Raw genomic sequence first — 24,235 nt, 5'->3', positions numbered from 1 at the left:
GACGGCGAGGGCGTCGCCGGGGGCGCTCACGCGGGCTTCTCGGCCAGGTCGGCCGCGGTGATCGCGGCCGGGGTGGCGTGCCCGGACAGGGCGAGGGTGAGGTCGAACTCCGCGAGCAGCGAACGGATCACGTGGTCCACCCCGGCCTGTCCGTCCAGGCCCAGCCCGTAGACGTACGGCCGTCCCAGCAGCACCGCCCGGGCGCCGAGCGCGAGCGCCTTGAACACGTCGTCCCCGGTGCGCACCCCGCTGTCGAAGAGCACGGTCAGCCGGTCGCCCGCCGCCGCCACGACCCGCGGCAGCGCGTCGGCCGCGGCCACCGAACCGGCCACCTGCCGGCCGCCGTGGTTGGAGACCACCACCCCGTCCATCCCGGCGTCGGCGGCGAGCCGGGCGTCGTCCGGGTGCAGCACGCCCTTGAGGACGATCGGCCCGTCCCAGTGCTCCCGGAGGAAGGCGAGGTCGGGCCAGGTGTGGCTGGGGTCGCCGAACAGCCCGAGGAAGTGCAGTACGGCCGCGTTCGGGTCCTCGTGCACCGGCTTGGCGAGCCCCGCCAGGAACGCCGGGTCGGTGAAGTAGTTGGCGGTGCCCACCCCGTTCAGGAACGGCAGGTACGCCTGGTCGAGATCGCGCGGGCGCCAGGACAGCAACGGCGTGTCGAGGGTGACGACCAGCACCGAGAACCCGTGGGCGCGGGCCCGCTGGAGGAAGCTCCGGGTCACCTCGCGGTCCCTGCCCCAGTACAGCTGGAACCACCGCTCGGCGTCCCCCATCGCCTCCGCGACCTGCTCCAGCGGCGTGCTGGAGGCCGAGGACAGGATGAACGGCACGCCCTGCGCGGCGGCGGCCCGGGCGGCGGCCGGCTCGGCGTCCGGATGCATGATCGACAGCACGCCGACGGGCGCCAGGGCCAGCGGCGCGGGCAGCGAACGGCCCAGCACCTCCACCGCGAGGTCCCGCTCACCGACGTCCCGCAGCATCCGCGGCACTATGCGGTGCCGTGCCAGGGCGGCCCGGTTGGCGCGCATCGTGGAGCCGTCGCCCGCGCCGCCGGACACGTAGCCGACCGGGCCCGGCCCGAGCCGCCGCTCGGTCAGCTCCTCCAGGCGGGTCAGGTCGGTCGGCAGCCGCGGCACCGCCCCCGTCATCCCGTTGAGATAGATCTCGTACTGGAAGTCCGCCCAGTGCTTCGCCATCCGTACGTCCGCCTCTCCACGTCGAGTTCGCGCCGTGGCGACCATACTCGCCGGTATGTGCGGGGCCGTACACCGCCCTTCGCCCCGGCCCACCCCGGCCGGCGGGTGTCCCGGGGGCGGGCTCAGTCCTGTTCGGTGTCCGGTCCCTGGGCCCGGACCCGCTCGACGTGCTCCAGCGAGTCGCGCAGTTCGGTCAGCCAGTCGTCGGTGTGCTTCTGCACCAGCCGCACGCACCAGGCCAGCGCCTCGCTGCGGCTGCGGGCCACACCTCCGGCGATCAGGGTGTCCAGCACCTGCCGCTCCGGCTGCCGCAGCCGGGTCATCACCGGCGCGGCCACATGGGTGAACAGGGCCCGCTTTCCGGCACACTCCACGCCCCAGGACACCTTGTGCCCGAACCGGTGCTCGGCCTCCCGGGCCACGGCCATCCGGCTCTCCCGGGTGCGCTCCCGGAACTCCTGGATCCGGCCCTGCACGGCGGACGTCCGCTCGGCGTCCGACGCGCCGTCCGCCACCTTGGGCCCGGGGATGCGCCCGATGACGGTGACCTCCTCGCGGTCGGCCGTCACCTCGACCAGCTCCTCGAAGAGGTCGTCCGGCAGCCGGCCGGCGAACCAGCCGCGCAGCTTGTCTCGTTGCTCTTGAGTAATCATGTAATCACGATTACTCCGTTACAGCCTCCTGGCAAGGGCTTGCCGTGAAATGCGCCGAGAGCGGAAGCGGAATGTTTCAGGACGATTAACGAAGCGATGGAAACCGGCCATCTGGCCGCATCGAGCGATCAAGAACCGCTCCGTTGAGCGGTCGACGCGTTCGATTTCTGTGACTTCACGCCACTGATTAAATACGCAAGGTTACTGAAACCTGTGGGTTCGATGTGTGTTTCGACGGCGGAGTCGGCAGAGTGGCGCCCGCCGCCCCCGGCACCCACCGGGCCGGGTGCGGCACCCGTCGAAATCGAGCGGAAGGATGCACACAATGCGAACCACCGCGCGCTGGGCAGCGACCCTCGGCCTCACGGCCGTCGCCGTCTGCGGACCCCTGACCGGAGCCGCCGTCGCCGCCCCGAGCTCGCTCTACGCCCCCTCGGCCCTGGTGCTCACCACCGGCCACGGCAGCGACGCGGCCACCGCCACGCCCGAGCGAGCGGTGACCCTCACCTGCGCGCCGGCCGCCTCCGGCACCCACCCGGCCGCCGCCCAGGCCTGCGCCGAACTGCGCGGCGCCGGGGGCGACTTCGACGCTCTCGCGGCCGGGAACGACGTGTGGTGCACCAAGCTCTACGACCCCGTCGTGGTCACGGTCGAGGGTGTCTGGCAAGGAAAGCGCGTCTCCTACGAGCGCAGCTTCGGCAACGCCTGCATGCGGGACGCCTACGGAGCGAGCGTCTTCGCGTTCTGAGACCCGGGATCGCACGGTGCTCGTGCCTGCCGAACAGGTCCGTGACTGGGGAGTGCGGCCCTCTGGAGCGGGGAACCTGCGATCTCGCAACGGGGGCCGGCGGGCGGAGTGGGGCCGCCCGCCGGCCCTCGGCATCACCGCCGCTTCCCGGCGCCCCCGTCCCGGAGGGCTCCGGGAAGCGGCGGTGAACGAACGGCGAGAGGCCGCCGTCTCCCTGCTGACGGCGGCCCCTCGGTCCCTGCGGCTCCCGTGGGCGTCACATGTGGACGACCGGCGCCGCGTCCGGGTCCTGGACCGGCACCCCGCGCCGGAAGAGCAGGAAGGCGATCACCGCGCCCGCCGCGAACATCCCGGCGGACCACCAGAACGCCGTGGTGTAGCTCTCGATCGTCGCCTGGGCCTGCACCAGCTTGCTGGTCGCGTCCCGCCCGGTCAGGTAGCTCGTCGCCGCGCTCGCCGCGAGCGTGTTGAGCAGCGCCGTACCGATCGAACCGCCCACCTGCTGCATGGCGTTGACCGTCGCGGAGGCGACGCCCGCCTCGTCGGCCGTCACTCCGCCGGTGCCCAGCTGCATGGCCGCCGGCATGACCAGGCCCAGGCCGAGGCCGGTGATGATCAGCTGCGGGAGCACCGCGCTGACGTAGCTGGAGCCGACGCCGATCCCGGTCAGCCAGGCCATGCCGGCCGCGGAGACCGCGAAGCCCAGCGGGATCACGACCTTCGGTCCGAACTTCGGTACCAGGACCTGGGTGCCGATCTGCGCCGTCACCATCAGGCCGCCGATCATCGGCAGGAACGCCACGCCGGTCTTGGTCGGGCTGAAGCCGAGGTTCAGCTGGAGGTAGTACGTGAGGAAGAGGAACACGCCGAACATGCCGCCGGCGGAGATCAGCACGGTGAGGAGTGAGGCCGCCCGGTTGCGGTCCATCAGGATGCCCAGCGGCAGCAGCGGATGCCTGGCCTTGGTCTGCCACCACGCGAAGGCCGCGAGCAGTACGACACCCGCGAGCAGGAAGCCCCAGGTCAGCGGCGAGCCCCAGTCGTGCGTCTCGGCGTTGGAGAAGCCGTAGACCAGCGAGAACAGACCGGCCGCGACCAGGACCGTGCCGAGCACGTCCAGCTTGGAGTTGCCCGCGTCCCGGTGGTTGTGCAGCAGGGCCATGCCACCCGCGAAGGCGACGAAGGCGATCGCGACGTTCACGTACAGGGTCGAGCGCCAGTCGAACGTGTCGGTGAGGACACCGCCGAGAAGCAGGCCCACCGCGCCGCCGGCGCCGGCGATGGCACCGTAGACGCTGAACGCGCGGGCCCGCTCACGGGCGTCGGTGAACGTGGTGTTGAGCAGCGAGAGCGCGGTCGGGGCGAGCAGCGCGCCGAAGGCACCCTGGAGGGCGCGTGCGGTGACCAGCATCCCGAAGCCGTTGGCGGCACCGCCCAGCGCGGACACGGCGGCGAAGCCGACGACACCTATGAGGAAGGCGGTCTTGCGGCCGAACAGGTCGGCGATCCGCCCGCCGAGCAGCAGCAGGGAGGCGAAGCTGAGGGCGTACGCGGTGACGATCCACTGCCGGTTGCCGTCGGAGAATCCGAGGTCGGCCTGGGCGGAGGGCAGGGCGATGTTCACGATGGTGGCGTCGAGCACCACCATCAGCTGGGCGATGGCGATGACCGCGAGGATCCACCATCGCTTGGAGGAGGCGGCCGCTGGTGCCTCCGTGGCACCGACGCTGACGTCGTCGGTCAGGGTCTTCTCGGACATGGGGGAACCACTCCAGGGAAGTCGTTCGGGAGATTTCGGAAGGCGCTTCGGTACGGGCGGGCCCACACGGCCGCCGCGAACGAAACGGTTTCGTACACATCGAGAGTAGACCACTTTCAGCGAAACGGCAACGTTTCGCTTGAGGGGGTGGCGGGTCTGCCCGCAGGGGCAGTGGCCGACGGGTGCGGCGGCTGTGTACTGGGTGTATTCCTTGACGGGAATATAACCGTGGGGACATAGTGGTCCCATGTCCGCCGACACCCTCTGGGCCGCCCTCGCCGATCCCCACCGACGGGCCATGGTCGGCCTGCTCCTGACCCGGCCGATGCCCGTCGGCGAGATCGTGGACGCCTGCGGTCTCAGCCAGCCGAGCACGTCGAAGCACCTCAAGGTGTTGCGGGAGGCCGGCCTGGTGCGGGTCCGGCAGGACGCCCAGCGCAGGGTCTACGCCCTCGACCCGGCCCCGATCGCCGAACTCGACGCCTGGCTCACCCCGTACCGCCGGCTGTGGAACCGCAGCCTGGACACCCTGGGCCGGCGCCTCGACGAGACCGCGGACGACCCGAGAGAACCCTCCCCGAAGGACTGACCCCCATGCCCGCCGAACTCACCGGCACCTACCTGACCCTCGACGACGGCCGCCCAGCCGTCCGCTTCAGCCGTGTCTACGACCACCCCGTCCACCGGGTGTGGCACTTCGTCACCGACCCCGACGAACTCGCCGGGTGGTTTCCCTCCCGTGCCGAGATCGACCTGCGCCCCGGCGGCACCGTGCGGTTCACCGGCGACCCGAACATGCCCGAGTCGTACGGCACCGTCCTCGCCGTCGACCCGCCCCGCACCCTCGCCTTCGACTGGGGCGGCGACGAGATCCGCTTCGACCTGGCGCCGGAGGGCCCGGACCGCACCCGCTTCACCCTCACCCACGTCCTGGGCGAGGTGGACACCGCCGCCCGCAACAGCGCCGGCTGGGAGGTCTGCCTCACCGCCCTCGACGCCAAGGCCCGCGGCGAACGCTTCCAAGGTCCGCACGCCGGCGTCACCGCACCCTGGCGGGAGTACTACCGGCGCTACCTCGACGCGGGCCTGCCCTCCGGCGCGCCCGTCCCCGGCGCGGACGCCTGACCCGTCCCCGGCGCGGACGCCTGACCGGTCAGCCGCAGCCGGCCTGACCGGTCACGCCAGCTGCCGCCGCACCAGCTCGTGCAGCCGGCCCCCGGTGTCGGCGAGCAACTGGGCCGGCGGGCCCTGCTGGGCGACCTTGCCGTCCTCCATCACGATCACCCGGTCGGCGTCCATGACTGTCGACAGCCGGTGCGCGATCACGATCCGGGTGGCGTTCAGCTTGCGGGTGCTCTCGATGACCGTGCGCTGCGTGTCGTTGTCGAGCGCGCTCGTCGCCTCGTCGAAGAAGAGGATGCGGGGCCGCCGGATCAGCGCCTGGGCGATCATCAGCCGCTGCCGCTGACCGCCCGAGATCGCGCCGCTCCCGGCGACGATGGTGTGCAGCCCCATCGGCATCCGCTTGATGTCCTCCGCGAGCCCCGCCATCTCGGCCGCCGCCATCGCCTCCTCCGGGGTGTACGGCTCGGTGCCGCAGATGACGTCCAGGATCGAGCCGGTGAACGGCTGCGCGTGCTGGAGCACCACACCGCACTGCCGGCGCACGGCGGACTGGTCGAGCGCGCCGAGGTCCTGACCGTCGTACAGGACACTGCCCGACACCGGTCTGTCGAAGCCGATCAGCAGCCGCAGCAGCGTCGACTTGCCGCAGCCGCTGGGGCCCACGACCGCCACGAACTCGCCCGGCCGGATGTCGAAGGAGACGTCGTCCAGGACCAGGGGACCGTCGTCCGCGTACCGGAAGGAGAGCCTGCGGGCCTCGATCGCACCGGACAGCGGGCCGGGGCGGGTGCTGGCGGTCCGCACCTCGGGGGCCGCCTCCAGGACCGGCTTGATCTCCTCGAACAGCGGCAGCGCGGCCACCGCCGACACGAAGGAACCGGTCAGCTGGGTGACCGAGGTGAGCAGCATCGTCACCGAGGTGTTGAAGGTGAGGAAGGCCGCCGCGCCCATGACGCCCCGCGCCGGGCCCGCGAGCAGCATGAACATCAGCAGGGTGCAGACCGGCAGGTAGACCGAGCCCAGCACGCTGGTGAGGTTCTTGATCCGGCCGACCTTCTGCTGGAGTTCCCGGCTGCGCGCGAACTCGCCCGCCCAGGCCGCGTACGCGTAGTTCTCGGCCGCCGCCACCCGCAGTTTCGGCAGGCCCCGCAGGGTCTGGAAGGCCTGGTTGTTCAGCTTGTTGCTCAGCACCACGAGGCGGCGCTGCCAGCGGACCTGCCACAGGCCGAGACCCAGGAACAGACCGGCGATGACGACCAGCATGCCCAGCGCCGCCAGCGCCATCGGCACGCTGTACCAGAACAGCAGACCCAGGTTCATCGCCCCGACGGTCACCGACTGGGCGACCACCGGGCCGACCCCCGCCAGCAGCCGGCGGATCGCGCTGACGCCCATGGCCGCACTCGCCAGCTCACCGGTCGAGCGCTGGGTGAAGAACCTGGTCGGCAGCCGCAGCAGCCGGTCCCAGACGGCCGGCTGGAGGGTCGCCTCGATCCGGCCCTCCAGCCGCAGGATCGTCAGGTTCTCCAGCAGTGTGAACGCGGCCGCCACCACGGCGCTGAGCATCACCGCCAGACACACCTGCGCGATCAGGTTCGTCTGCGCCGTCGGCACGTACTCGCCGAGCACCTTGCCGGTGGCGATCGGCACCAGCGCGCCGATGGCCACCGTCACCAGCCCGGCCAGCGCCAGGTTGCCCAGGTCGCCGCGGGTGCCGCGCAGACTGAAGCGGAGCAGGCCGAGCGGGCTGAGGGCCCGGTCCGGCAACGGACGGTAGAACATCACCGCGCGCGGCTCGAACTCCCCGGCGTTCGCCTTCTCGACCGGGGTCTCCCGACCGGTCGCCGGATGGACGGCCACATAGCCGCCGCGCCGCCACAGCAGCGCGACCGGAGCCCCGGACAGCGCGCGGTGCCCGACCAGCGGACCCACGTCGTCCCGCCACCAGCCGCCGTCCAGCCGTACCGCCCGGGTCCGCACCCGGGAGGCCAGCGCCACCCGTTCGACCGGGTCGAGCCGGTCGCTCCCGGTCGAGTCGGTGCCGCCCTGCGCGGGCTCGGCGAGCGTGATGCCCGCCGCCTCGGCGACCAGCCGGCAGGCCGCGTAGGAGGCGTCGGCGTCGGCGGCCGTGGGGCGCTTGGCCCCCTTGCCGATGGCGGCGAGCAGGGTCCGGTCGGCCTGGGCGCGCACCGCCTCACCGGCCTTGATGCCGGCGGCCGTACGGGACTCGTGGGTGCGCTCCAGCTGCTCGATCCACCGGTCCAGCGTGGTGAGCAGCCGGTACTGCTGGTCGACCATGCCCTGCCACAGCGCCGGGTCCATCAGCAGGTCGGACGCGGCCTCCGCGCCGTACAGCGAGCCGTACTGCACGCTGCCCGGCGGCACCTGCATCCAGAAGACGTCGTCGTCGGTGGGGGCGGCGGCGCGCTCGCCCGCGGTCATCGGCGCCTGGAAGAGGACGGACAGACCACGGCCGACGCCCAGCGCGAGGGCGTACTCCAGAGGGCTGGTGGTCGGCGGCACGTACTGGGGGTTGCCGTACTCGTCGTACGACCAGGTCTGGGTGCCGGAGCCCTGGTAGAGCTCGCGCAGGCCGATGCGGTGCACCACGCAGTCGCGCAGCGGGCGGGCCACCAGCGTGTGCTGGGGGCCGGCGACCGGACCGAGCAGCAGCGCGCCCGCCTCCAGCCGACCCAGGTGGTGCCAGTGGCCCTGCTGGCCGGCGTCCACCGCGAACAGGTCCAGGGCGCCGGAGGCCACCAGCCACAGCGTCTGCGGACCCTCCAGGTCCAGGCGGTTGAAGCCCGCGCAGTCGATCCGGGAGCCCAGGGAGCCGAGCGCGCCGAGCACCAGGTCGCCGCCGTCCACCGTCGTCATCTCAGCGCTCCCTGACCAGCGCGGCGTACGCCCCGCCGTGTGCGACCAACTCGTCGTGCCGGCCGCGCTCCACGACCGTGCCGTGCTGGAGGACCACGATCTCGTCGCTGTCGCGGACCGTGCTCAGCCGGTGCGCGATCACCACGCAGGCGCAGCCGCGCCGCCGCAGGTTGTCCATGACGATCTGCTCGGTCTCCGCGTCCAGCGCGCTGGTCACCTCGTCGAGGACCAGGATGCTCGGCCGGCGCACCAGCGCCCGCGCGATCTCCAGGCGCTGCCGCTGGCCGCCGGAGAAGTTCCGGCCGTCCTGCTCGACCCTGCTGTGGATGCCCCCGGGCCTGCGCGTCACCACGTCGTACAGGGCCGCGTCGCGCAGCGCCTCCACCACCGCCTCGTCCGGGATGGACGGGTCCCACAGCGCCACGTTGTCGCGCACCGAGCCCTCGAAGAGGAAGACGTCCTGGTCGACGAAGGAGACGGAGGCGGCGAGCGCACCGCGCGGGATGTCCTCGAGACGCTGCCCGTCGATGCGGATCACGCCCTCCCAGGGCGCGTACAGGCCCGAGATCAGCCGGGACACCGTCGACTTGCCGCTGCCCGAACCGCCCACCAGGGCCACCTGCCGGCCCGGTCCGACGGTCAGGTCGAAGCCCGTGAGCAGGGGCTTGTCCAGCGGGCTGTAGCCGAAGGAGATGTTCTCCAGCTCGACGTGGCCCTGCAGCCGCCGGGTCGACTCGCCGGCACCGGGCCGGGCGTACACCGGGTCGGCCTGGAAGTTCTCCACGTCCTTGAGCCGGGCCACGTCGGCCGCGAAGTCCTGGATGCGGCCGGCGACACCGTTCAGCCGGGTCAGCGGGGCGGTGAAGCGGGTGACCAGGGACTGGAAGGCCACCAGGAGACCCACCGAGATGCCCCCTTCGACCGCCCGCATACCGCCGATCCACAGGATCAGCGCGCTGTTGACGGTGGCCAGCGTCGGCGCCACCACCCCGAGCCAGGCGCTCGGCACCCCGAGGCGCTGCTGTTCCTCCAGGGTGGTCGCGTGCTGCCCGGCCCACTTGCGGAAGTAGCCGTCCTCGCCGCCGGTCGCCTTCATCGTCTCGATCAGCTGGAGACCGGTGTAGGAGGTGTTGGTGAGACGGGCGGTGTCCGCGCGCAGCTTGGCGGTCCGGGTCGCGCGCAGCCGTACGACGAGCCGCATCGCCACGATGTTCAGCAGCGCCACGCCGATGCCGAGGAAGGTGAGCTGCGCGTCGTAGGTGTAGAGGAGGACGGCGTAGAGGACGACGACCACCGCGTCCACGCCGGCCGCCGCCAGGTCGCGGGCCAGGGTCTCGGCGACCTGGTCGTTGGACTGCAGGCGCTGGACCAGGTCGGCCGGGCTGCGCTGGGAGAAGAAGGTCACCGGCAGCCGCAGCAGATGGCGCAGGAAGCGGGCGCTGGAGAGGGTGGAGGAGACGATCCGGCCGTGCAGCAGGTTCGCCTGCTGGAGCCAGGTCAGCACCAGGGTGAGCAGCACACAGGTGCCCATCGCCGCGAACAGAACGGTGAGCAGCGAGGTCTGGCCGCCGATCAGGAACAGGTCGATGTACTGCCGGCTCAGCGCGGGCACCGCCGCGCCCACGGCCACCAGCAGCAGGCTGGCCAGCACCGCCGCCGGCATGGTGCCCGCGGTGCCGCGCAGCCGGGCCGGCATCGCACCGAGGACGCCCGGACGCCGGCCGCCCTTCTCGAAGCCGTCGCCGGGTTCCAGCACCAGGACGACACCGGTGAAGCTGCCGTCGAACTCCTCCATGGGCACGAACCGGCGGCCCTTGGCGGGGTCGTTGACGTAGACGCCCCGGCGGCCGAGGCGCCGGCCCATGCCGTCGTAGACGACGTAGTGGTTGAACTCCCAGAACAGGATGGCCGGGGCCGGCACGTCGGCGAGGGCGGCCAGGTCCATCTGCATGCCCTTGGCCGTGAGGCCGTAACTGCGGGCCGCCTTCAGGAGGTTGCTCGCGCGGGAGCCGTCGCGGGAGACACCGCAGGCGATGCGCAGTTCCTCCAGCGGGACATGCCGGCCGTAGTGGCCGAGGATCATGGACAGGGAGGCGGCACCGCACTCGACGGCCTCCATCTGGAGCACGGTCGGGGTGCGGACCGTACCGCCGCGGCCCTTGGGCACCGGCCGCTTGGGCGGGGCGGGGCGCCGGCGGCTCCGGGTTTCCTGGGCGGTGGTCACGGGAGCAGCCAATCGACGGGGTGCTGGTCGGCCAGCCGGATCGAGCCGGAGGCCAGGGTCATGGAGTCGAGCCGGAAGGGCGGCCCGTCGGCCGAGGACCACCGGTAGCCGCTCTTCGTCGACGTCGACCGGTCCAGCCGGACCAGGACGGCCACCGGCCGGCCCTTCTTCGTGAACTGCTCGCCGAGCTGGCTGTCCCCGAGGAACGCCGAGATGGACTGGGCCGACTGGGCGGCGCGGTCCACCGACTTCACATGGCCCCGCAGCACCCCGTACTCCTGGGTCGACACCGACGACACGGTCAGGTCGACCCGGGCGTCCGCCGGAATGGCGGAGGCGTTCTCGGCGGGGACGTAGACCGTCGCGTACAGCGGGTCCGAGGCGTGGGCGACCTTCTCCACCGCGGCGACGTTCGCGCCGGTCTGGATGATCTGCCCGATGGTGGCGGCGAGCGCGCTGATCCGGCCCGCGGCGACCGTCCGGACGACCGACTCGCCCTGAGCGGTACGGACCTTCAGGACCGGGGAGTTCGCCGGCAGCCGTTCGCCCTGCTCGGCGAGGACGGCCGTGACCTGACCGGCGACCGGGCTCTGCAGGACGTAGCTGCCCTGCCCGTGGGTGAGGATCGCCTGCGCGCTCACCGTGGAGGCGACCGAGCCGGTCACCGCCCACACCGACGCCGCCGCCATCACGACGACCGAGACGGAGAGCGTGAGCCAGCCCTGGGGGCGGGCGAAGCGCACCGGGAGATCGAGCTCCTCCGGCGACTGGAGCTTGGCGAGGGCCTGTTGGCGGAACTGCACGGAACTTCCCTCACCTGTGGGAGAGACGCTGGGGAACGAAGGTGTTTCGGAACGCCCGAGAGCCCCGGAGCCGGGGTACGGCTCCGGGACTCAGCGCTGACGAGGTGCGATCAGAGACCGGCGACCAGGTTCAGGGCCGGCTGGGTGTTCAGGCCGGTGACGCCCTCGACGGTGCCGACGGCGGTGTCGACCAGGCCGCTGACCGGGAGAACGCCGTTGACCGTGCCGGTCACGGTGTTCAGGGCGTTCAGGGAGAGGCCGCCGGAGACGTTGTCCAGCTCGGCGTCCGAGATCTCGACGGTCTCGACCTGGGGGGTGGAGTTCATGGTGGAACTTCCCTTCATATGGATATTCACAAGGGGGGAGCGGCTCCCCAACGGCCCTGGCGGGGACGGACTGGTACGGCCGCGACCGCGGGCGCCGGGCGCCCGTTTCCAGAAGCCCTTGGCGGCTCCCGCGGTGCGATGGATCAAAGCACGCCCACGCTCCGCGCTTCCAATCAACCAGGCGTCTCACCTGGGCACTTGGGCCTCAGGAGCACTCATACGTGCAGGCGTGGGCACGCCTTGTCGGCGACTCCTTCACAAGCCGCACGACTTCACCGCGGCCGCACCACTTGCCCCCGGGCGGGGAATCCGGCACTCCGGGCCAAGGGCACGGCGAGGGGCGCGTGAATGTGCAGATCCGCTGTGCCCGGTGACCCGCATGGGTGGTGGATGTGCAGATTCCCTGAAGCAAGGATTCCGGTCGGTGACCACGACAGAGCGTCAGTGATCGATTGCTGACCGTGTCGGTTCGGGCGGGCGGGTTCTCAGCCCAGGAGCGCATAGACCGTGCTCGCCCGAGCCGCGAGCGCCCCCGACCGCTCGTCGCTCATCGTGATGTCGGCGAACGCCGTCCGGCGGCCCAGCTTGGTGAGCACCGCTTCGATCAGGACATCCGAACCGGTCACCGCCCGCTGGAACGACGTCGACTGCTGCACCGTCGTCATCGGTACGAAGCCGCCCCGCGCCGCCGACACCGCGATCACCGTCGCCGTGTCCGCCGCCGCCATCAGCGCCTGCCCCGACAGCCCGCCGCCCTCCCGGGACAACCGGTCCGACCAGGGCAGACGCAGCACCGCCCGGTCCTCGCCGACCGCCTGGACGGTCAGCCCGAGATCGAGCACCCAGGGGGCGAAGTTGACGGAGAGGATCGTGTCGGCCTCGGCGGTGGTCATCGTCATATGGGGGATTGTTCCCGAGTCCGTTCCGCACCACGCGCAGCGTGCCGCGGCACCCGCGGGCGTGGCTGATTCGCCTGCGGCCCAAGGAAGTTGGCAAACGGAATTGAACGCACCACGTGACCCGCCCGTACCTATGGCCATCCAGGCGCCGCTCACGAACAACTGCCCTACTACGGCAGACACTCCGTCCCTTGGAGGTCGAGAAGTTTGAGTCACAAGCGAATTCCGAAGCGCAAGGCCGCTATCGCGGTGGGCGGTGTCGCGGCGCTCGGAGCTGCGGCCTTCCTGATCCCGATGGCCAACGCGTCCCAGGACGACGCCTCCGGTGCCACCACCGCCGCTCCCAAGACCCTGAAGGCGACGGGCGCCTCGGATCTCGCCGCGCAGCTCCAGGAGCTGCTCGGCCAGGCCTTCGCCGGGTCCTACTACGACAGCGGCAAGCAGCAGCTCGTCGTCAACGTCGTCAGCGGCGACAACAACGTGATCGTGCAGGCGCAGAAGGCCGGCGCGGTCGTACGGCAGGTCGCCAACAGCAGCAAGGCCCTGGAGACGGCCGCCCAGACCCTGAAGACCAAGGCGACCATCCCGGGCACCGCCTGGGCCGTCGACCCGAAGACCAACAAGGTCGTGGTCACCGCCGACAGCACCGTCACCGGCTCCAAGTGGGACACGCTGGAGTCCACGGTCCAGGGCCTCGGCTCCGACATGGCCACCTTGAAGAAGACCTCCGGGTCCTTCAAGACCTTCGTCTCCGGCGGCGACGCGATCTTCTCCCAGGTGCAGAACGGCGAGGTCCGCTGCTCCCTCGGCTTCAACGTCACCGCCTCGGACGGCAGCCCCGCCTTCCTGACGGCCGGTCACTGCGGGGTCGCGGCCAAGGACTGGTCCGACACCGAGGGCGGCCAGCCCGTCGCCACCGTCGACCAGGCCCAGTTCCCCGGCAACGGCGACTTCTCGCTCGTGAAGTACAACGACGCCACCACCCAGGCGCCGAGCGAGGTCAACATAGGCAACGGCCAGACCGTCGCCATCAACCAGGCCGAGGACGCGACCGTCGGCACCACCGTGTTCCGGATGGGTTCCACCACCGGACTGCACGACGGCCAGGTCACCGGCCTCGACGCCACCGTCAACTTCCAGAGCGAGACCGACCCGAACGGGGTCGACACCGTCACCGGGCTCATCCAGACCAACGTCTGCGCGGAGGCCGGCGACAGCGGCGGCTCGCTGTTCACCCAGGACGGCGGCGCGGTCGGCCTCACCTCCGGCGGCAGCGGCGACTGCACCTCCGGCGGCGAGACCTTCTTCCAGCCGGTGACCACCGCCCTCCAGGCGACCGGCGCGACCCTCGGCGACGGCGGCGCCGCCGGTGCCGGTGACGCCGGTGCCTCGGCGGACCCCTCCGCCACCGCGGCCGACCCGTCCGCCTCCGCCGGCGACCAGGCAGGCGGCGACCAGATCGGCGGCACCGCCGACCCCTCCGCGACCGCGGGCGACCAGAGCGGCACGGGTGACGTGAGCGGCACGGGCGACGAGACGGGTACCGGCGACCAGACCGGCACGGGTGCGAACGACCAGTCCGGTGCGAACGACCAGTCGGGGACCGCCGCGGACCAGAGCACGTCGGGCAAGCACCACAAGAACCGCTGATCGGCCCCACCAGCGGTTCCGGTCGACAGTGGACGGTCCGGCCCTCCGGCGGGAGGGCCGGACCGTGCCGTGTCGGGCGTGGCCCGGCGGCCGGAGCACGCCCCGCGCTCCGAGAGCTCAGCCGTCGGGCCGCGCCCTGAGCAACAGCACCGCGACATCGTCGACACGCTCCTGCGCCGCCGCACTGTGCCGCACGAGCGTGTCGGCGAGCCGGTCCAGGGGCTGGTCGCCGTTCTCCGCGAGCAGTTCCCCGAGGTCGACCAGCGCGTCCTCGATGTCCACCCCGGGCGACTCCACCAGGCCGTCGGTGTACAGGGCGAGCACCGAGCCCGGTGCCAGCGACACCTCGGTCGTCGGGTACGTCGCGTCCGCGTCGATGCCCAGCAGCGGCCCCCCGGCCAGGTCGAGCACCTTGACCCGGCCGTCCGGACGCCTCAGCAGCGGCGGCGGATGCCCCGCCCGGGACATCACGGCCCGGCCCCGCTCCGGATCCAGCCGCAGGTAGAGACAGCTGGCGAAGAGGTCCGCACCGGAGTCGATCAACAGCCGGTTGGTGCTGCGCATGACCTCCTCCGGTGCCTGCCCGACCGTCGTGAACGCCCGTACCCCGGTCCGGATCTGGCCCATCAGCCCGGCCGCCGTCACGTTGTGCCCCTGCACGTCCCCGATCACCGCCGCCGCCAGCGGCCTGGTCGGCACCAGGTCGTAGAAGTCGCCGCCGATCTCCATGCCGTGCATGGCCGGCAGATAACGGGCCGCCGCCTCCACGCCCGGCGGCGGCGTCAGCGAGTGCGGCAGCAGGGCCGCCTGGAGGCCGTGCGCCAGCTGGTTCTTCGCGTCGTACAGCAGGGCCCGCTCCAGCGCCTGCGCGACCATGCCGCCGAGACTGGTGAGCACGGCGCGCTCGTCGGCGGGAAAGACGTGCGGATCCGCGTAGGCGAGCACACAGGTGCCCACCGGCCGGCCCGACGCGATCAACGGCAGATACGCCCACGCCGCGAAGGAGTCCGGGGTCCCCGGCCGGTCCGGATACAGCCGCTCCAGCTGCTGCCGCGACTCGAAGAACGCGGGCACACCGGTGTTCAGGACATGGGTGCCGGGGGTGCGTTCCGACAGCGGAAGACCGTCGAACTGCTCCACGACGTGCGGATCCGCGTACCCGCGGTGCCCCAGCACGTGCAGCCGCCCGCCCCGCGAGCCGAGGACCACCAGGGCCTGACTGCCGACGGCCGGGGCGACCTCGTCCGCGACCAGCTGCACCACGTCCTGCACCCCGACCGCCTCGGTGAGCGCCCCGGCCAGACTCAGCACCTGCGAGATGGTGACCAGCCGCGGGGCAGCCGCGCTGTCGGCACGCGGCGCCGCCCCCACGATCTCGGCGACCGCCCGCGCCCGGCTGATCCGGGTGGTCAGCCCGCTGGTGCTCGGGTACATCCGGAACGACAGCCAGTCGCCCGGCGGCTTCAGCGCCACGAACGACGTCACATGCTGGCTGAGCAGCGCCGCCCGGTAACGGTCCTCGTACATCGGGTCGTTCAGCCACGGCACCGACACCCAGGGCTGGGCGCCCAGCAGCTCGTCCACCGCGACGTCCAGCAGCTCGGCCGCCGCCGCGTTGGCGAAGGTGACCCGCCCGTTCAGATCGAGTGAGACGAGCCCGTACGGCAGCCGCCCCACCATGCGCGCCGCCTCCACCGTGCCCAGCGTGCCGGCCAGCCCCGACGGCGGCGTCGCCAGCAGATCCGGCTCGCTCCGCGGCGACCGGTTCTGCCGCGCGGCCCGGGCCAGCCGGATCGCCAGCCGGTCGCCCGCGGACGTCAGCGCCTCCCGCTCCCGGTCGGACAGGACCGTGGGATGCGCACCGGGCCAGGTCACGTACATCGCCCCGTAGACGGTGTCGGCCGTCGCCACCGGCACCGCGGCCAGCGCGAACGGATACGGCAGCACCACCGCGATGCGCGGGTACCGGCGCGCCATCTCCTCCTCCCCGCCCACCCACACCAGCCGCCGTTCGCGCACCGCCTCCGCGACCGGGATCGGCGCGCTCAGCCCGATCCGCTCCCAGGGCGCCGCGAAGGCCCGCGGCAGACCCGCCATCACCGCCATCTCCAGCACCGGCTCGTCGGCCGCCATCAGGTAGACCGCGCCGGAATGCGCCTGGACCTGCTCCATCGTCGTGGCCAGTGCGAACGACAGCAGCGGCCGGCCGGCCTCGGTGCCGTCGGCCGCCGCCCCTCCCACCTCCGGCTCCGGCCGTGCGGGAGGCGCCCCCATCCCGTCGGACACGCCCGACCACCTCCTCGTCCGGCCGCGCGTCGCGTCCTCGGGATCAAGGCTCCCTCCTGGCGGCGGGCGGCGCACGGCGAGAGCGGCCCGGGCCGGCGCGGCGGGGCGTCCCGGCGTACCCCGTTGGCCCCGTCACATTCCCCCGCAGTCGAAGCGCGCGGCGGGTTCCGGGCGCCGGGTGTGCGCCCCCGCGCACCCCGTTGGCCGGAACTCCGCGCCCACGGTCGGTGGAGGGCGCCAACAATGGGGCACGCGTTCCAAGACCTTGGAAGGACCAACCGAAGTGACGGCGGGCTGAGGGGGCGGCGATGATCCGGGTACTTCTCGTGCACGACACCTGTCTGGTGAGATCGGTCCTGGCGGAGTGGTTACGCAGGGAACCCGGGCTCCGCGTGGACGACACGCCGTGGCACGGCGCCCGCCGGCTTGTACGGACGGAGCGCCCCGACGTGTGCGCGGCGGACCTGGACAGCTCCGGCACCCACGGCGTGCCGCCACTCGCCGACCTGCGTCCGGCGGAGGCGGGCACGGCGGTACCGAGGCTGGTCGTGCTCGCCGGGGCGAACCGGCCTGGCCTGCTCAAACGGGCGGCCGAGGCGGGGGCGCTCGGCTACGTCGACAAGGAGGGCGCGCCGGAACGGCTGGTGCGGGCGATCCGGCGGGCCGCCGAGGGGGAACGTTTCGTCGACAACTCGCTGGGTTTCGGATTCCTCAGGGCCGCCGAGATCCCGCTCACCAGACGCGAGCTGAGCGTGCTGGAGCTGGCGGCCGACGGGGCGTCCGTCGCCGAGATCGCCGGGAGCCTGCACCTGTCCCACGGGACGGTGCGCAACTACATGGCGGCCATCACCCGCAAGACCGGCGCCCGCAACCGCGTCGACGCGATCCGGATCTCACAGGGCGAGGGGTGGCTCTGAGGCCGCCGGTCCGTCGTGGAGCGTGAGCGGACGGGCGGACGGTGCCACCAGTTCCCGGTAGAGCGGGCAGGTGCGCAGGAGTTCCCCGTGGGTGCCGTACGACGTGCGCGGGCCGTCCATCACCAGGATCCGCCCGGCGCGCCGGGCCGAGTCGATCCGGTGCGCGACCACCACCAGCGTGCCGCCCGGCCGGGCCGCGAAAGCCTGTTCGGCGCGGGCCTCGGCCGCCGGGTCCAGATGGCAGGTTGCCTCGTCGAGGAGAGCGAGCGGGGCCGGTGAGAGATACGCGCGGGCGAGTGCGATCAGCTGCCGCTCACCGGCCGACAGCACCGCCGGACGCACCGGCGCGTCCGGTCCGCCGAGCCGCTCCAGCAGCGGGGCGAGCCCGACCGCCTCGGCCGCGGCCAGCAGCTCCGGCTCGGGGACCGGGTCCGCACGCAGCAGCCCGAGGTTCTCGGCGAGGGTGCCCGTGCAGACGTACGCCTCCTGCGGGATCAGCACCCGCAGGGCGGCCGCCCGCGCCCCCGGCACGGGGTGCCCGCACACCCGGACCTCGCCGTGCGCCGGTTCGAGCAGCCCGGCCACCACCGCGGTCAACGTCGACTTGCCGATCCCGCTGGGCCCCACCACGGCGAGATGACCGCCCTGCGGCACCCGCAGATCGAGGCGGTCCAGGACAGCCGCGCTCGCCGGACCGTAGGCGAAGGTGACGTGTCGGAGCACGAGAGCGGGCACACCGGCACCGGCCGCCACCCCCGAGCCGAAGGCCGCCGTCTGCGGGGCCGGGGTGGTGGGGCCGGAGGTGAGGTGCGGACCGTCCGGCGGGGCGGGCGCGGTGTGGCGGCCGGTGCCGAGCGCGGACCCCGGCGGTGCGGCCGGAGCGGCAGTGCCGGAGGTGACGTGCGGACCGTCCGGCGGCGCGGCGGGCGCGGTGTGGCGGCCGGTGCCGTGCGCGGACCCCGGCGGTGCGGCCGGGGTGGTGGCGAGCCGGTGCTGCGATGGCGGGGCGATCTTCCCAGGTGGCTGGAGCCTGCGCAGGACGACCGTGAGGCGGGTTCCGCCGGTGCCCAGGCCGTGCACCAGGTTCTGCAGGGCCGGCAGCAGGGACTGGGTGACATAGGCGAGCGCGCCGACCAGGGCACCCGCGGTCACGCCGTGGCGGAGCAGCCAGGGCGCGGCGGCGAGCAGCAGCACCGACGGCAGCTGTCCGCCGACCGCGAGGGCCGCCACCCGTACGACACTCCAGCGGGCCAGCGCCCGGGCGGCCCGGTACTCGGCGTCGACGCGCTCCCCGACATCCGCGGCCACCCGCTTCTCGGCCCCCGCGGCCGTGACGTCCCGCAACCCCTGGCACACCTCGCCCAGTCCGCCCGCGAGAGCCTCGTCGGCGACCAGGAAGGCCTCCTGCCGGCGGGCCAGCGGGCGCAGCGTCGCCGCGAACAGGACCAGGCCGGCGAGGAGCGGAGGCCCGACCACCAGCAGCAGCGGCAGAGCCAGGGCGCACAGCCCGGCGAGGGCGCCGGCGACCGTGAACACGAACGAACGGGAGACCATCACCAGCCCGGCGAGAGCGTCCCGGGCGATCTCCGCCTGCTGGGTCAGTCCGGACAGCGCCCCCCGGTCCGCCTCCCGCACCCCGCGCGCGACCACACCCGCCACCAACCGGTCCCGCACCGGCTCGACCAGGTCGGCGGCCACCCCGTACACCCGCCGGGTCCCGTACGCCCCGACCCCCACCCCGCCCCCGGCCGCCGCGAGCCACGCCAGCCCGGTCCGGACGTCCCCGGCCAGGAACCCGGCGTCCAGCGCCCGCGCCAGGGCGTACCCGAGCAGAAAGGTCTGCCCGGCCTCCAGGACCGACCAGAACGCGAGCCGCAGCAGCACCCGCTTCCGCACGCGCAGCAGCCCCCCGCCGCGCCGCCGGGCAAGCGCGCGAACGGCGACGGGGTCCCGCCACTGCTCAGCCGTCGTCACTCCGACCCCCTGTCCGCCGCCGCTGCGCGTGGCACGTCGGCCGCCCGCTCCGGACCCGCCGGGGCACCGGACGCGTCCGTGGCCCGCGGCGGTGCCGCGTCCGCCGCGGCCCCGTCGCCCGCGTCCCCGAACACCGCCCGGTACTCCGGGTCGCGCCACAGCTCCGCGTGTGTCCCCACCGCCCGCAGCCGTCCTCCGTCCAGCCACGCCACCGTGTCCGCGCGGGCCGCGGTCGTCGTGCGGCGGGCGACGATCAGGCGGGTCGGGCCGGGGGCCAGCAGGGCCCGGGTGACGCGGAGTTCGGTGACGGTGTCGAGGCTGGAGAGGGCGTCGTCGAGGACGAACAGCCGCCCGGGGTGCGCGAAGGCGCGGGCGAGGCCGAGGCGCTGCGACTCACCGCCGGAGCGCGGGGCGTCGGCGAGCCGGGTGGGGTAGCCGTCGGACAGCCGGCGGATGTACGCGTCGGCCTGGGCCTTGCGGGCGGCCGCGCGGATCGCGGCGGGGGAGGGGGCGGTGAGTCCGAAGGCGATGGTGTCCTCCACGGTCGTACCGAGCAGGGCCGGGCGGGCGAAGGCGTAGGTGACGGCCCGGCGCAGGTCGTCGTGGGTGAGGGCGGCCAGCGGCACGCCGTCGAGGAGGACCTCCCCGGCGTCCGGGTCGGTGAGCCGGCCGGCGAGCCCGGCCAGCAGGGACTTGCCGGTGCCGGAGCGGCCGACCACCGCGAGCACGGAGCCGCCGGGAACGGTCAGGTCGACGCCGTCCAGCACGGTGCGGCCGTCCCGGCGGGCCGTCACCCCGCGCAGCTCCAGGCGCCCGGGGCCCGGCGGGAGGCGACGGGTGCCGTGAGTGGGCGCCGGGCACGCGGTCACCTCGCCGAGGCGTACCGCGGAGGCCCGGGCCCGGGTGACCGCGGCGAGCTGTCCGACCAGCACGCCGACGCCGGTCGCGAGGACGGCGTAACGGGACGCGGCGAGCACCTCGCCGACCGAGATCCGGTGCCGGGCGAGCAGCAGGCCGGCCACCGCCACGACGGCCAGCTGGAGCAGCGGGCCCACGGTGACCGCCTGTGCGGCGGCCCGGCCCTGCACCCGCCACATGCGGTGCCCGGCGCGGGCGAGTTCGGGCAGCGGACGCAGCACCCGGGCCGTCTCCCGGTCCTGGAGGCCGGCCGCCGCGATCGTCCGGTGACCGTCGACCGCCTCCGCGAGCGCGGCCGCGATCCGGCCCTGCACCTGCTGGTACTCCGTCACGCACGCCGAGGTGTCCCGGGTGAACGCGCGCAGCAGCAGGGCCAGTACGGGCGCCCCGGCCAGGAACACCACCGCCAGCCAGGGGTCGAGGAGCCCGAGCGCGACCACGCCCCCGAGCGGTCCCGCCAGCGCGGCGAGGAGCGCGGCGAGGGCGGCGGGTCCCGTACCGGCCTGCGCCGCGTTCCCGACCAGCCGCGCCACCAGGTCCCCGGATCCGAACCGGGCCGGCCCCCGCGGTCCGAGCGCCAGCACCTGTCCGGCGAGCAGCTTCCGCAGCCGGGCCGTGGCCCGCGCGTCGACGGTTCCGGCGAGCACGCTCGCGGCGCCGTCCAGCAGGGCGAGCAGCAGCGCCAGGGCGGCGGCCCGCCCGACCCAGCCGGCCGCCGGGGCGCCGGCCAGCAGCAGGTCCAGGGCGCGGCCCAGTACGGCGGGCAGCAGCAGCCCCGCCGCCGTGGCCGCCGTACTCACGGCGCACAGGGCCGCACAGCGCACCCCGGTGTGGCGCAGGGCGGTGCGCAGCGGATCACGGTGCGCAGGTCGGGTCATCGCGGCAGTCCCCGTATCGGCCTTCGTATCGGCCCTCGTGTCGGCCTTCGTGTCGGCCTTCGTACCGGCCCCGGTTCGCGGTCCCCGGTCAGGTACCGGTAGCGGCGAAGGCCCCGGACGGCCCCCTCGCTGCGGAGGGGACCACCCGGAGCCCGGTTCGCCGTGCCGGTCAGAGACAGAGCAGGACGCTCGCCGCCGAGACGCACGACAGGAGGCTCACCGTGCTCGCGCCGCCGCCGTCGTGACGCTCTTCGGACTCCATCGTCTGCAGGTCGAGAAGTGCCATGGTGTGTCCTTTCCGGGGACCGAGCGGCCCCCCGGTGTTGTTGGGGACGGGGTTGTGTCACGACTCCGTCAGTGCGCGGAGCCGCGTGTGAGGGCCGCCGGTGGCGGCGGGAGGAACGGCAGGTGGGCGGCGCGGGCGCCGTCCAGGGCGGCCGTCAGCGCCAGCAGGCACCCGGCGGTTCCGGTGCCGAGGTCCATGGAGAGCCGCATCATCTGGTGCCCGGGGAAGGCGAGTTGGCCCTGGTAGGCCATCGCGAACCAGCCGAGCCCGTCGACCTGGGCGGCGAGCCGCGCCGGGTCGGCACCGGTGCGGGCGAGGTGCAGGACCATCCCGGCCCGGCCCTGGAACAGGCCCGGCTGGGCGTAGAAACGGGAGGTGGCGGCGATCAGGACGGCGGCACGGGCGGCGGTGAAGGCGCCGTCCTCGTCGGTGCCGTGGGCGAGCCAGTCGTCCAGGACCATGCCGATCCCCACGCTGCCGTCGCCGAGGTACGGCAGGGTCCGCCAGCCCTCGTCGACATCGAGGCCGCCGCCCTTCTGCACCACACAGCGGTCCAGGTCCCGGCGCAGCGCCTCGCCGGCCGCCGCCAGCAGCCGGGGCTCGCCGGTGCGTTCGTACCGCCGCAGCAGGAACAGGGCGGGTCCGGTCGCGCCCCGCAGCAGCCCGGCGCGCCGCCGTGGCGTGTCCTGGAGAGGTTCGGCGAGCCGTCGTACGACGATCTCGGCGGCCTCCGCGGCCCGTTCCCGCAGCTCCTTCTCGCCGGTCGAGTCGGCGAGCGAGTCGAGGACCAGGCCGAGACCGGCCAGGCCGCCGTGCAGGTCGGAGGAGAGCTTGCGCCAGTTCTCCCGGAGGACGCCCTCGATGAGGTCGAGGGCACGCTGCCGGTGGCCGAGCCCGGCGAGGACGTGGGCGACGCCGGCGAGACCGTCGTACAGGCCGAGCGGGGTGCCGGGCGGCGGCGGTGCCGTGCGGTCGAGCAGCCAGCGTTCGCCCTCGTCGTAGCGTTCGGCGCCGGCCTGGTCCAGGGCGTACAGCACCCCGGCCGCGCCGTGTGCGAGGCCGAGCCCCCCGCCGTCGCCGAACTGGGCGATGTCGCCGGGGAAGAGCCGGTCGTCGCGCTCCGGCGTGGCGGCGGCCAGGATCGCCTTGACCATGGAGTCCCGGCTGTGCGGCCACTCGGCCGGTACGACGGGACGCGCGGCCGGGGCGCCCCGGGTGATCTCCCTGACCGCCTCGTCCAGGAACGCGCGCGGCACATCGGGGAACTGACCGGATATCACGTCCGCGAGATGCGCCGCCTTGCCCCGGTCGACGACGAAGAGCGAGGTCACCGGCAGGAAGAGGGCCAGCCGCAGACAGGCCAGCGCATAGCGGTCCACCTCGACGCCCCGGCGGTCCTGCGGCGCGAAGAAGCCGGGGTGGGCGACGACCTGACGGCCGTTCTCCTCGACGGGGGCGGCCGCCTCGAAGTCGATGAGGAACACCGACTCGTCGTCGGGAGCGACCATGATGTTGAAGACGTGCAGGTCGTTGAAGACGATCCCGCGCTCGTGCACCGCCGCGACCGCCTCCTCCACCTTCCGGTGGATGCGCAGCGCCCACTCGGTGTAGTCGCGTACGGCCCGCGGCTCCGGGTCCGCCACGAGCAGCGGATGCCGTTCGGCGAAGCAGGCGTTGAGCGGGCGGCCCGCCAGCAGGTCCATCACCAGGAACCGGTGCTCGCCCAGCGTGAACCAGTCCCGCACCTCGGGCACCACCCCGGTGCCGGCCACGGCCTCCAGCGCGTCCTTCTCCCGTGCCAGCCGGGCGACGGCGTCCGCGCCGTCCGCCGCGAGCCCCGCGTGCGGCCGGGCCTCCTTGAGCACCACCCGCCGTCCGTCCCGGGTGTCGGTCCCGGCGTACACCCCGCCGCCGTTGGAGAAGTGCAGCGCCTTCTCGATCCGGTACGGCAGGTCGCCCACCGTGGTGGCGTCGCGCGCCGCCAGCTGCGGCCGCAGGAACTCCGGCAGCGTCACCCACTCCGGGACCTGGAAGGAGGGCGCGCGCCGGTCCGGCACCGGCTTCCCCGCGCCGTCCCGGACCGCCGTCACCAGCGAACCCCGCTCGTCCACCACGTACGAGCGCGCGAACGCGCCGTAGCGCACGTACAGCGGCCCGTCGTTCCAGCGCAGGTCGGTGAGGATGTACGGTCCCTCGAAGCCCTCCAGGAGGGCGCCCAGCTCGCGCAGCACGTCGTGGAGCCGTTCCTCGCCGTCCGGGTAGACCGTGACGAACTTGCCGCTGGTGTCGCGGCCCGCGTACTTGGCGTTGCGCAGGTGCAGCAGGTGCGGTCCCGGCACGAACTTGAACGGGATGCGGCGCGGAACGCAGTAGTCCCACACGATCGCCGCGATCCGGTCCGCGTTCGTCCGGGTGGCCGAGGAGTGGATCTTCCAGCCCTGCGCCGGCGACGGCAGCGCCTCGCCGTCCGCGCCGAGCGGGGTCATGGTCAGCCAGTCCCCGGACCGCGCCGCGCGCCAGCCCTCCGGCACCGCGCGACGCGCTGTCGCGAACAGCGGCTCCGCCTGCGGCCCGGTGCTCCCGAGCCGGTCGGGTGTGTCGTAGAAGTGCCCGTCGGCGAGCGCGTACACCTCGTAGCGCCTGTCCATCCGCATCCCTTCCGTGGCCCGGCCATGACACTTTCAGGCGCGGTACGGTCGCGGACAGTCACGTCTGT

Annotated in this window: 18 protein-coding genes; 5 read left to right on the top strand and 13 right to left on the bottom strand. The window is 73.4% G+C overall.

What is annotated here, in order from left to right; translation table 11 throughout:
* Positions 1–26: 26 nt before the first annotated feature.
* Positions 27–1,196, bottom strand: coding sequence for a lactate 2-monooxygenase (locus MB828_RS35760; RefSeq protein ID WP_301651808.1), 1,170 nt, complete (start codon positions 1,194–1,196; stop codon positions 27–29).
* A 122-nt stretch (positions 1,197–1,318) separates the two neighbouring features.
* Positions 1,319–1,849 (bottom strand): hypothetical protein, encoded by a 531-nt coding sequence (locus MB828_RS35755; protein WP_301651807.1) that lies wholly within the window; start codon positions 1,847–1,849, stop codon positions 1,319–1,321.
* A gap of 325 nt (positions 1,850–2,174) precedes the next feature.
* Between MB828_RS35755 and MB828_RS35750 the strand changes: the two genes are divergently transcribed.
* Positions 2,175–2,597: a subtilase-type protease inhibitor gene (locus tag MB828_RS35750; RefSeq protein ID WP_301651806.1), complete on the top strand. Its 423-nt coding sequence runs from the start codon at positions 2,175–2,177 to the stop codon at positions 2,595–2,597.
* Between the two features lie 256 nt (positions 2,598–2,853).
* On the opposite strand, the gene MB828_RS35745 is transcribed toward MB828_RS35750, so the two are convergent.
* Entirely contained in the window at positions 2,854–4,356 is a 1,503-nt protein-coding gene (locus tag MB828_RS35745) for an MFS transporter (protein WP_133022782.1), read from the bottom strand.
* Positions 4,357–4,603: 247 nt separating this feature from the next.
* Here MB828_RS35745 and MB828_RS35740 point away from each other — a divergent pair, with 247 nt between their 5' ends.
* The gene (locus MB828_RS35740; protein ID WP_133022783.1) at positions 4,604–4,945 is read left to right on the top strand and encodes an ArsR/SmtB family transcription factor; all 342 of its coding nucleotides are present in this window, start codon (positions 4,604–4,606) and stop codon (positions 4,943–4,945) included.
* Between the two features lie 5 nt (positions 4,946–4,950).
* A complete protein-coding gene (locus MB828_RS35735) occupies positions 4,951–5,481 on the top strand; it encodes an SRPBCC family protein (RefSeq protein ID WP_301651805.1) in 531 nt (176 codons plus the stop codon).
* A 51-nt stretch (positions 5,482–5,532) separates the two neighbouring features.
* On the opposite strand, the gene MB828_RS35730 is transcribed toward MB828_RS35735, so the two are convergent.
* From MB828_RS35730 to MB828_RS35710, 5 genes are all read right to left on the bottom strand, one after another.
* Positions 5,533–8,358, bottom strand: a complete 2,826-nt coding sequence (locus MB828_RS35730) for an NHLP bacteriocin export ABC transporter permease/ATPase subunit (protein ID WP_301651804.1) — start codon at positions 8,356–8,358, stop codon at positions 5,533–5,535.
* A gap of 1 nt (position 8,359) precedes the next feature.
* Positions 8,360–10,582: an NHLP family bacteriocin export ABC transporter peptidase/permease/ATPase subunit gene (locus MB828_RS35725; RefSeq protein ID WP_301651803.1), complete on the bottom strand. Its 2,223-nt coding sequence runs from the start codon at positions 10,580–10,582 to the stop codon at positions 8,360–8,362.
* Complete coding sequence (locus MB828_RS35720; RefSeq protein ID WP_133022787.1) at positions 10,579–11,385, bottom strand: HlyD family efflux transporter periplasmic adaptor subunit; 807 nt, start codon at positions 11,383–11,385, stop codon at positions 10,579–10,581. Before MB828_RS35720 ends, MB828_RS35725 begins: the two co-directional genes overlap by 4 nt.
* 110 nt (positions 11,386–11,495) lie before the next feature.
* Positions 11,496–11,711, bottom strand: a complete 216-nt coding sequence (locus MB828_RS35715) for a hypothetical protein (protein WP_046732105.1) — start codon at positions 11,709–11,711, stop codon at positions 11,496–11,498.
* Positions 11,712–12,196: 485 nt separating this feature from the next.
* Positions 12,197–12,610, bottom strand: coding sequence for a PaaI family thioesterase (locus tag MB828_RS35710; RefSeq protein ID WP_133022788.1), 414 nt, complete (start codon positions 12,608–12,610; stop codon positions 12,197–12,199).
* A 207-nt stretch (positions 12,611–12,817) separates the two neighbouring features.
* On the opposite strand from MB828_RS35710, the gene MB828_RS35705 reads away from it, so the two are divergent.
* Positions 12,818–14,260, top strand: coding sequence for a S1 family peptidase (locus MB828_RS35705; protein WP_301651802.1), 1,443 nt, complete (start codon positions 12,818–12,820; stop codon positions 14,258–14,260).
* A 117-nt stretch (positions 14,261–14,377) separates the two neighbouring features.
* Here the strand turns inward: MB828_RS35705 and MB828_RS35700 are convergent, their stop codons facing one another.
* Entirely contained in the window at positions 14,378–16,534 is a 2,157-nt protein-coding gene (locus MB828_RS35700; RefSeq protein ID WP_301651945.1) for a SpoIIE family protein phosphatase, read from the bottom strand.
* 320 nt (positions 16,535–16,854) lie between these two features.
* Between MB828_RS35700 and MB828_RS35695 the strand changes: the two genes are divergently transcribed.
* The gene (locus tag MB828_RS35695; RefSeq protein ID WP_133022789.1) at positions 16,855–17,463 is read left to right on the top strand and encodes a response regulator transcription factor; all 609 of its coding nucleotides are present in this window, start codon (positions 16,855–16,857) and stop codon (positions 17,461–17,463) included.
* On the opposite strand, the gene MB828_RS35690 is transcribed toward MB828_RS35695, so the two are convergent.
* The 4 genes from MB828_RS35690 to lanKC form a co-directional block, all read right to left on the bottom strand.
* Complete coding sequence (locus MB828_RS35690; RefSeq protein WP_301651801.1) at positions 17,440–19,437, bottom strand: ATP-binding cassette domain-containing protein; 1,998 nt, start codon at positions 19,435–19,437, stop codon at positions 17,440–17,442. The two genes, MB828_RS35695 and MB828_RS35690, sit on opposite strands and share 24 nt — an antisense overlap.
* Positions 19,434–21,233, bottom strand: coding sequence for an ATP-binding cassette domain-containing protein (locus MB828_RS35685; RefSeq protein WP_301651800.1), 1,800 nt, complete (start codon positions 21,231–21,233; stop codon positions 19,434–19,436). The genes MB828_RS35690 and MB828_RS35685 overlap by 4 nt, the downstream gene beginning before the upstream one ends.
* 169 nt (positions 21,234–21,402) lie before the next feature.
* Entirely contained in the window at positions 21,403–21,519 is a 117-nt protein-coding gene (locus tag MB828_RS35680; RefSeq protein ID WP_046732101.1) for a SapB/AmfS family lanthipeptide, read from the bottom strand.
* A gap of 68 nt (positions 21,520–21,587) precedes the next feature.
* On the bottom strand, positions 21,588–24,167 hold the full coding sequence (gene lanKC, locus MB828_RS35675; protein ID WP_301651799.1) for a class III lanthionine synthetase LanKC: 2,580 nt from the start codon (positions 24,165–24,167) through the stop codon (positions 21,588–21,590).
* Positions 24,168–24,235: the final 68 nt, after the last annotated feature.

The organism is Streptomyces arenae, from assembly GCF_022343545.1.
Lineage (GTDB): Bacteria > Actinomycetota > Actinomycetes > Streptomycetales > Streptomycetaceae > Streptomyces > Streptomyces humi.
This window is presented reverse-complemented; position numbering and strand designations above follow the sequence as displayed.